Source organism: Limnoraphis robusta CS-951 (assembly GCF_000972705.2).
Map to the genome: position 1 here is coordinate 39,401 of NZ_LATL02000011.1, position 619 is coordinate 40,019.

Genomic DNA, 619 nt, shown 5'->3' on the forward strand with positions numbered 1-619 from the left:
ACCGAGTGAGTCGGTGGTGATTAAAGTTTTAGATAATGATAGCGATAGCGATGGTACGCTCAATCCCGCTAGTGTGAATATTGTTACTCAACCGTCAAAAGGAACAGCAGTTGTTAACAATAATGGCACGATTACTTATACTCATACGGGTTCCGGCACGGGTTCTGATAACTTTAGCTATCGGGTTGGGGATAATGATGGAGAGCTTTCAGCATCGGCGAGTGTGGCGGTTAATATTGCTACTCCACCGCCGAATCAGGCACCTGTAGCCAATAATGATAGCGCTAATGTCAACGTAGCTGGTTCTGTGACGCTGAATGTCTTGAGTAATGATACGGATGCTGATGGGACGCTCAATCCCGCTAGTGTGAATATTGTTACTCAACCGTCAAAAGGAACAGCAGTTGTTAACAATAATGGCACGATTACTTATACTCATACGGGTTCCGGCACGGGTTCTGATAACTTTAGCTATCGGGTTGGGGATAATGATGGAGAGCTTTCAGCATCGGCGAGTGTGGCGGTTAATATTGCTACTCCACCGCCGAATCAGGCACCTGTAGCCAATAATGATAGCGCTAATGTCAACGTAGCTGGTTCTGTGACGCTGAATGTCTTG

General features: G+C 46.2%; 1 protein-coding gene. It reads left to right on the forward strand.

The genetic code is table 11. The features are described from left to right. On the forward strand, positions 1–619 hold a 619-nt coding region (locus WN50_RS01030), incomplete at both ends, for a tandem-95 repeat protein (RefSeq protein ID WP_160315330.1).